Annotated in this window: 10 protein-coding genes; all 10 read right to left on the bottom strand. The window is 65.6% G+C overall.

All coding sequences use genetic code 11. The features are described 5' to 3' along the window. On the bottom strand, nucleotides 1-640 hold a 640-nt coding region (locus tag ACMO6A_RS13320), incomplete at its 3' end, for an iron chelate uptake ABC transporter family permease subunit (protein WP_418471407.1). 15 nt (nucleotides 641-655) lie between these two features. After that, entirely contained in the window at nucleotides 656-1663 is a 1008-nt protein-coding gene (locus ACMO6A_RS13315; RefSeq protein WP_009306233.1) for an ABC transporter substrate-binding protein, read from the bottom strand. A gap of 25 nt (nucleotides 1664-1688) precedes the next feature. Further along, the gene (nirJ2, locus tag ACMO6A_RS13310) at nucleotides 1689-2693 is read right to left on the bottom strand and encodes a putative heme d1 biosynthesis radical SAM protein NirJ2 (RefSeq protein ID WP_009306234.1); all 1005 of its coding nucleotides are present in this window, start codon (nucleotides 2691-2693) and stop codon (nucleotides 1689-1691) included. 149 nt (nucleotides 2694-2842) lie between these two features. Continuing rightward, nucleotides 2843-3613 (bottom strand): MerR family transcriptional regulator, encoded by a 771-nt coding sequence (locus tag ACMO6A_RS13305; RefSeq protein WP_021410906.1) that lies wholly within the window; start codon nucleotides 3611-3613, stop codon nucleotides 2843-2845. A 245-nt stretch (nucleotides 3614-3858) separates the two neighbouring features. Continuing rightward, nucleotides 3859-4662: a DivIVA domain-containing protein gene (locus tag ACMO6A_RS13300; RefSeq protein WP_009306236.1), complete on the bottom strand. Its 804-nt coding sequence runs from the start codon at nucleotides 4660-4662 to the stop codon at nucleotides 3859-3861. A 45-nt stretch (nucleotides 4663-4707) separates the two neighbouring features. Then, on the bottom strand, nucleotides 4708-4968 hold the full coding sequence (locus ACMO6A_RS13295) for a YggT family protein (RefSeq protein ID WP_009306237.1): 261 nt from the start codon (nucleotides 4966-4968) through the stop codon (nucleotides 4708-4710). A gap of 62 nt (nucleotides 4969-5030) precedes the next feature. After that, nucleotides 5031-5978: a cell division protein SepF gene (locus ACMO6A_RS13290; protein WP_009306238.1), complete on the bottom strand. Its 948-nt coding sequence runs from the start codon at nucleotides 5976-5978 to the stop codon at nucleotides 5031-5033. 74 nt (nucleotides 5979-6052) lie between these two features. Then, complete coding sequence (locus tag ACMO6A_RS13285; RefSeq protein ID WP_035585960.1) at nucleotides 6053-6757, bottom strand: YggS family pyridoxal phosphate-dependent enzyme; 705 nt, start codon at nucleotides 6755-6757, stop codon at nucleotides 6053-6055. A 5-nt stretch (nucleotides 6758-6762) separates the two neighbouring features. Further along, the gene (locus tag ACMO6A_RS13280) at nucleotides 6763-7611 is read right to left on the bottom strand and encodes a polyphenol oxidase family protein (RefSeq protein ID WP_009306240.1); all 849 of its coding nucleotides are present in this window, start codon (nucleotides 7609-7611) and stop codon (nucleotides 6763-6765) included. 14 nt (nucleotides 7612-7625) lie between these two features. After that, nucleotides 7626-8267, bottom strand: a 642-nt coding sequence (locus ACMO6A_RS13275; protein ID WP_418471406.1) for a cell division protein FtsZ, incomplete at its 5' end; no start/stop codon positions are given.

Raw genomic sequence — 8267 nt, 5'->3', positions numbered from 1 at the left:
CCGCCGCAAGCAGAGCCGCGGCGAGGCTTGCCACGATGTAAACGGCGGGCCACCACAGGTCGTCCATGAGCACGCCGGCCAACCCGCCCACGAGGAACGCCGACGAGCCGATGTAGGCGTCGGGGTTCACGATGAGGATGGTGTTCATGCCCGCACCGAACACCGACGTGATGGCGATGCCCGCCAGCACCACGGTGAGCCTCGACGTGCTGGCGCCCAGCGAGATGCCGAAGATGATGAGCGCCGTGGCCAACGCGCCCGCAAATGCCGCGAGCGGCGGCAGCCAGAGCGCGCTGGGAAACACGCTGGCGGCGATCAGCACGAACAGCCCGGCGCCCGAGTTGATGCCGATGATGTTGGGGCTTGCCAGCGGGTTGTCCAGCACGGCCTGGATGATGGCGCCCGCCACGGCCAGCGCGCCTCCTGCCAGAAGCGCCGCCAGCACGCGCGGCAGGCGCACGTTCACGAGGATGCTCTTCGCCGACGCGCTCACGTCGCCGCCCGTGGCCCAGGCGACAAGATCGCCCAGGCTCACCGACGACGACCCCACGAGGAAGGCCGCCGCCGTCACCGCCGCCAGGACGGAGGCGGATACGGCGATTGCGAGCGGTGCGGCCTTTTCACGGTTGAACGAAGTCACCGGACGGCCTTCGCTTTACGCGTACAGAGCGTCGAACAGCACCTGGTAGCTCTGATCCCAGCGCTCGTTCGGCTTGTACTGGAACAGATGCGGGTCGAGCGTGACGTAACGGCCGTTCTGAACCGCATCGAGCGTCGACCAGGCGGGATTGGCAGCCGTTTGATCCTCGAGCGCCTTCATGGCGGCTGCGTCGTCATTGCCCATGGGCACCACGAAGATGTAGTCGGGGTTCATCTCGATGATCGATTCCAGGCTGAAATCCTTGAGCAGGCTGGGATTCTCGTCTGCCAGATTCTTGACGCCCAGATCGGCCAGCATGGCACCCGTCATCGTCGAGGACGCCTGCACGCGGGTGCCGCCCGAGAATGTGGTCAGCACCAGCGCCGTGGGCGCCTCGCCCGCAGGCACCTTGGCCGTGATCGCCTTGATGCGCTCGGACACGGCCTGGGCGTTCTGTTCGTAGAGATCGTCGCGTCCCGTGATGTCGCAGCAGGTGCGCAGCATGCGCTCGTAATCTGCGAACGTCGTCACCTGAAAGCACGCCACCGGGATGTTCGACGCTGCGAGCGCCGCCTTGAGGTCGGCCTGGTTCGAGTCGCCTCCGCGGCCGCCCGAGCCGCTCGTCATGATCACGAAGTCGGGCTCCAGCGCGATGATGGACTCGAGGTTCGGGTTCGAGAAGTCGCCCACCTTCTGCACGTTTTCGGACTTCAGATCGTAGTCGGACAACGTGAACGCATCATCGGATGCGCCCACGAGCGTGCCGCCCGCAAGCTCCCATATGCTGGCGAAACTGCCCATGCAGGCGACCACGCGCTGCGGATTGTCGACGGTCACCTCGGCGCCCGTGTCATCGGTGAACGTGACCGCTCCGGCCTGAGAGGCGGCCGGGGCTTCTGTTTGCGGAGCGCTTGCGTCAGCATCGGCGTTCGGCTGAGCAGCCGAGCAGCCGGCAAGCATCATCGTCGCAGCAAGGGACGCGGCGACGGCAGAAGGAATGATGCGTTCGGAGATAGTGGTCATGAGTGGTCCTTTCGATGTCGACGGTTTAGACGGCGGCCGCAACCAAAGCGTTGCCGTGGGCGCAGTAGTCGTCTTGAGCGAGGATGTCGCCGTCGTGGTAGTAGGCGGCGCGGGCGCGACAGCCGCCGCAGCCTTGCGCGTAGTCGCAGGTGCCGCACGAGCCGGAGTACGCCTGCGTGCGCAGCTTCTCGAACACGGGGCTCGACGCCCAGATTTCATCGAAGGGAGTCTCGCGCACGTCGCCCGCCTCCTCGGTCATGTAGGCGCAGGGACGCACGATGCCCTCGCTGCCGATGACGCAGTACGTGAGGCCGGCCAAGCAGCCCCGCTCGAAGCGCGTGTCCACGCCCAGCTGCTTCGCCACGCGCGTGAACTGGGGAGCGCACGTGGGCTTCACGTCGATGGGCACCTGCGAGGCCTTCGTCATGATGTCCTTGAGCAGCTGCTCGTTCTCCAGCACCTCGAGCGATGTCTCCTGGATGAACTTGCCGCGCCCCACGGGGATGAGGAAGAACACGTAGTGCGCCATAGCGCCGATCTCCACGGCGAAGTCGGTGATGTCGCACACCTCGTCGCGGTTCCAATCCACGACGGTGGTGTGCAGCTGGAACGGCAGGCCCGCCTGCTTGCAGGCCTCGATGCCCGCCATGGTGAGGTCGTAGGCGTGCTCGAGCCCGCGGAACCTGTCGTGCTTGACGGCATCGAGGCTGTCCACCGAGATGCCCATGGCGCAGGCTCCGGCCTCCTTCAGCCGCACGGCGACCTCCGGCGTGATGAGCGTGCCGTTCGAGCCGAACACGGGGCGCAGCCCGCGCGAGGCAGCGTGCGCCACCAGCTCGTAGATATCGGGGCGCATGAGAGGCTCGCCGCCCGAGAAGATCATCACCTTGAAGCCGGCGCGGGCGATCTCGTCGATCATCTTCTTGCCCTCCTCGCAGGAGAGCTCTTTGTCAGTGGCCTCCTCGGCGTCCTGGTAGCAATGGACGCACTTGAGGTTGCACTTGTTCGTCGTCATCCACGACACGAGCATAGGCGTATCCTTTCTTGGTTGCGGCTTCGCCTTTTGGCGGCGCCATGCTTGCTGAAACCGAACGAGGGTATGACGTGCCGTGCGGGAGCCGCAAAGGGAGGTAGGAGAGATGAGGTTTTGCGGCACCCGCACGGCGCCGAGATCGCAGCCTATTCGGCCGGATCGGGGCGGGAACGGTAGGAGGCGACGATGGCTTCCAGATGGTCGAACACCGCTTGACGCAGCTCGTCGAACGATCCGTCGCCGCCGGCGTGAGGGGCGATGTTCTCCATGAGGATGAAGTTCTGCTCAGCGCGCGCCGTGTCCTGCTCCATATCCAACTCGAGGTAGCGCTTGGCCAGCTCGCGGTTACGTTCGCTGTCCACGGGCTCGCCGGCAGGCATGAGGCGGATGGTGTCGGCGATCAGCTCGTGCCACTTCGACACGGATTCACCGCGCGCCACTTGGTTCTCGGCGGCCTCCTCCGAAGCCGGAGCGTCGTCGCGGATGCAAGTAAGGCGCCAGAAGAACTGGCTCTCGCCTTGGCAGCGTTCGATGGTGTCGGCCATGGCCTCCCAGTTCACAGACGCATCGTCGAGCGACTCGTCATGCAGGGAGCGCAGCGTGGTCATGCGCTTGAACAGCGATTGGAACTGCTCTTCGATAGCATCCATCTGCTCGTCTGCCAACTCCTGCAATGCTGCCGGCTCTCGGTAAAGAGCTGCATCGGATTTGATCTGGGCCAGCGACAGCCCGAGGTACTTCAAGGTCAGAATGCGATACAGGTCTTTCACGTTGTCGTCGGTGTACAGGCGCTGGTTCTGCGGACCCTTCGCCGATGGCGACAGCAGCCCCTGCTGGTCGTAGTACTGGATGGTGCGCACCGTCACGCCGACGCGTCGCGCCAGCTCGCCGATAGTCAGGTAGTTCTGATCGGTCATGGATGCTCCTCCGAGGCGACCGAAGCTCGGCCGCCGCCTTTCCTCTCGCCTTGCCGCGCGTCCCCCGCGCGCTCGAACTGCAATCGAGCATACGCGATGACGTAACGTCACCGTCAACGATCTCCAAAAGATGGCGACAAAAATCAGGGAAAACCCTAAGCGTTTCCTGTCGGCGAAAAAAAAACGCGCTCCCGGGCGGGAGCGCGTTTCGTCGTCCATGCTGCGAGCGTGATAATACGCGCGGTTTAGTCGATTTCCTCGAACTCAAAGGCATCGTCGGCATCGCCGAACCCGGACAGATCCTTCTCGACGCCAGAAGGAGTCGGCGTGGCCGGCGCCACCACGGCGCCCGTCGCCTGGGGCACAGAGTACGCGCCCGCGCCGTCGCGGTTGATGGGAGCCTGCGCCGGAGCCGTCACACGGCCCGTAGCGGTGGTCTCGACCACGTCGATCGTGCGCGCATGGGCGCTGACCGGCAGGGAAGCGGGCATCTCGCCGCCGATCTCGGCCAGCTTGCGCGTAGCGTCGCCGATGAAGTCGGTGAGCAGGTCCCGGTAGTCCTCGCGCACGTCCTCGCGGTCGTCCTCGAGCTTCTTGATGGCGTCGAGCACCTTCTGACGCTCGGCTTCCGCCTTGTCCACGATGCGCGTGCCCTCGTCCTCGGCATCTTTGATGGTGGCCGCTGCCTGGGCATTCGCGTTCGCGATGATCTCGTCTGCGGAACGCTGCGCGATGATGAGAGCCTGCGCGATGGCGTTGTCGTCGGCCTTCTTGGCCTCGAGCTGGCGCTCCAAATCGGCGATGCGCGCGTCCTTCTCGGCCAGCGCGGCATCGTCCGTCACGACGACGGGAGCTTCGACGCGAGCCGGCGTGTCGAAGCCTTCGAACTTACGATCGTCCAGCTGGTTCTCGAGTTGGGCGATCTGGGCGTTCATGCCGTCGATCTCGTCGGCGACATGCTCGAGGAACACATCGACTTCGTCGACGTCGTAGCCTTTGCGATCGATCGAGAAGCTCTGGTTGTGTATCTCAGCCGAGGTGATAGCCATCTGTAGTCCCTTCGTCTTGTTCGCACGCGAACACGATTCTACGCATTAAAACAAGTTTATCAGTAAACGTACTCCAAATTGTAATACAAGCAGGGCGATGATGGGCGTAACGTCCACCATACCTCCAAGCGGGGGTATCAGCTTCCTGAAGAGGTTGAGATACGGGTCGCACACTTTGGCCAGTACCCGGTTGATGTCCGCCAAGATGCCACGGTCGGTGGGAAACCACGACATGAGCACGTAGACGAACAGCACCATACTGTACGCATCGGCAAGCGACACGATGAGGTATTTGATGCTCAACATGCGTTCTACTCCTTAGAACGTCGGGCGGCGGCAGCCGCGCCGGCGAAGAATCGAATACGGGATCACAGCACGCCCTGCCCGCGCAGGCTCATGCGCTCGGCATCGGTGAGCGCAGCACCGCGCGAGATGACGAACACCTTGTCGGCCACGCAGTCCACGCTGGCGTCGAGAGCGCTCGACACGCCGAACGAGAAGTCGAGGATGCGCTTCGACAGATTGTCGGGCGTGTTGCGCAGCGCGAGCACCACCACATCCCCCGCCTTGAGAGCCTTCGCGATGCGCTCGACCTCGGCGTAGCTGGCCGGCTTGAGCACGGTGACCGAGCGGGAGGGGTTGTGCTTGACCGCCCCGGCGCCCGCGTAGGCGTCGAACGGATCGAACGCCGCAGTCGTCGCCGTGGCGGTTGCCACGGTAGCGCCCGAAGCGGTGGTTGCCGTTTGCACCGCGACGCCCGAACCAGAAGGCCCAGAAACGCTCGGCGCATCGTCGGACGTGGAGGTGAACAGCGAGTTCAGGCTCTCGGAGCGCTCGCGGTTCGCTGCGGCGGCCGCACGCGCGATAGGCGTGTTCGCCGGGGCGGGCTGCGCCGCTTCCACCATGGTGCGATCGCCGCGGTAGGAGCCGCTTGAAGGCGACGTCACACGGCGAGGCGGCAACGGATCGCGGTTGAGGCTCTCGGGCACCTGGGTGTGCGCGCGCACGTCGTCGATGGACACGAGCTTCGCGGATCCCACGGACGAGCTGCGCGCCGAGGAGCGCGCGTGCGAGGCGCGCGCAGGACGCGAAGTCACGGGCGCATAGGGCTCATAACGCGAACCGGGAGCATCGTCGGCGGGGAAATCGTCCTCGTTGTAGTCGGGACCGTACTCGCCGTACTCCTCGCTGTAGTCGTCGAACCCCTCGTCGTAGTAGCCGTCGTCGTAATGCGGGTTGGCGTCTGCGAAACCCAGTTTCGATTTGATTCCCTCGAGCATTCCGTGCTCCGATTTCTTGATCTTTGGCAGCTCCATACCGTTCACCTGCTTCGTTTCTTATCCGGCGGTCCAGCCGCCGCTGCGTTCAGCGTCATGGCCGCGCCGCGCTCTCACGCGTGCGCGGGGCCCTCGAAAGCGTCGTCGAACAGGGCTCGCCCGATGCGCACTATGGTAGCGCCCTCGGCTATCGCCTCATGCCAGTCTTCGCTCATGCCCATAGAAAGCTCATCGAATACGGCGGCCTGTTCCCCGTCGAGCCCAAGCCGCACTTCGTCGCGCAAACGCGCCAGATCGGCGAAGCATGCGCGAGCCCGTTGCGCATCGCCCTGCGGCGCCATCGTCATAAGCCCGCGCACGCGCACGTGCGGAAAGCCCGCGCAGTACTCCAGCATGCCGGCCACCTCGCTCGGCGCGAGACCGCTCTTGCTCGCCTCCCCCGACACGTTCACCTCGAGCAGCACGTCTTGCACCTTGCCCGACGCCGCAGCTGCGGCGTCGAACTTCGGCACGTGACGCTGTTGGTACAGCGAGTGCACGAGCGCGGCATCCCGCACGATGTCGGGAATGCGGCGCGATTGGATGTTGCCGATGAAGTGCCAGGTCTGCTGCGGAAAGCGAGCGCGCTTCCCCTCGAGGGAGTCCGGGCGGTTCTCGCCGAAGTCGTGCGCGCCGGCCTCGATGGCCTCGGCCACTTCGTCGGCACCCACCGTCTTCGACACCGCCACTACGACCACGCTCTTCGGATCGCGCCCGCACGCCTCGCAACAGGCGGCCGCCTCTGCGACCGTGCGCTCGTAGCGCTCTTTGAATCCCATGCCGCTCACCCAGCCTTTCGAAACGCCACCGCGCCATGGCGCCCGCAGATGCCGCCCGCGGCGCGGTACGAGAAGAATTCGTCGCACGAGCATACCGTGCACACGCCCGCATCAGCCACGCGCGCGCGATCGATGCCTGCCTCTTCGAGCCCGACCGTCAACGCCTCCAGCAGGTCGACATGGCGTTCGTCGGGAATGCAGGAGGAACCGAAGCGGTCTTCGAAGCGCTTGCGCACGTCGGCGCCCGTCTCGAAGCAGGACGCGTGGATGTGCGGCCCCACGTACACGTTGTAGCCGCTCGCCGCATCCTCCCCCAGCTCGGCGGCATCGGCCCGCGCGAGCGCGCGGACGGCCTTCGCGGCCACGCCGTTCTCCACGCCGCGCCATCCGGCGTGCGCCACCGCGAATCGGCCCGTCGGCGACACGACGATCACGGGGACGCAGTCGGCGAAGCACAGCAGCGCCGCGATCCCGGGAACGGTGGCGACAAGAGCGTCGGCGCCCGCGAGCGCCGCTTCGCGCGCGGCATCGAGCGCCTCGGGCGACGCGTCGTCGAGCTCCACCACGACTTCCCCGTGCACCTGGCTGGGCACCACGAGCGGAACGTCGGCCGCATCGAGCGCTTCCAGCACGAGCGCTCGGTTGCGCTCGACCGACGCAGGGCCGTCGCCCACGTGATTACCCAAGTTGAGCGAGGAATACGGGCCTTCGCTCACCCCGCCCGCGCGTCCGGTGAACGCGACGCGCACGCCCGTGCGCTCGTACAGGGCATCGTCGGTAAGCGCAGGAAGACAACGCGCGCCGAATCGGCGCGCGGTTATCTGAGGGATGGGCAGTTGTCCGGTCGCGACCATCAAGCGACCGCTCCTTACCGCTGGCGCTTCAGGAAGTCGGGGATGTAGTCCTCGTCGGCGAAACGGCCGTCGCGCGACGTCGTGGAGAACGTCACAGGAGGAGCGGACGGCATCGGGTCGGGCGCCGTCGTGGAGGCGAACAGGTCCTTGCGCGAGAAGTCCATGGAGGACTGCTGCGAAGAACCCATCTTAAAACCCGTGGCGATCACCGTGATGCGCACCTGATCCTGCATGCCTTCGTCGATGATCTGGCCGTAGATGATGTTGGCGCTCTCGTCGGCGCAAGCTTCCACCGTGCGCGCCGCCGCGTCGACCTCGGTGAGCGTGAGGTCGGGGCCGCCGGCGATGGAGAACAGCACGCGCGACGCGCCCGCGATGGAGGCTTCCAGCAGGTTGGAGTTCGTGGCCTGCTGCGCCGCGTCGAGGGCGCGGTTCTCGCCGGAGGCGAGGCCGATGCCCATCATGGCCGTGCCGGCGTCTTTCATGACCGTGCGGATGTCCGCGAAGTCGAGGTTGATGAGGCCCGGGATGGTGATGAGGTCCGTGACGCCCTGGATACCCTGGCGCAGCGTGTCGTCGGCGATGCGGAACGCGTCGAGCATGCTCGTCTTCTTGTCCACGATCTCCAGCAGGCGGTCGTTCGGGATGACGATGAG

The sequence above is a fragment of the Eggerthella sp. genome (genome assembly GCF_048329335.1).
Taxonomy (GTDB): domain Bacteria; phylum Actinomycetota; class Coriobacteriia; order Coriobacteriales; family Eggerthellaceae; genus Eggerthella; species Eggerthella lenta.
Note: the sequence above shows the minus strand (reverse complement) of the source record. Positions and strands in the feature narration are given on the sequence as shown.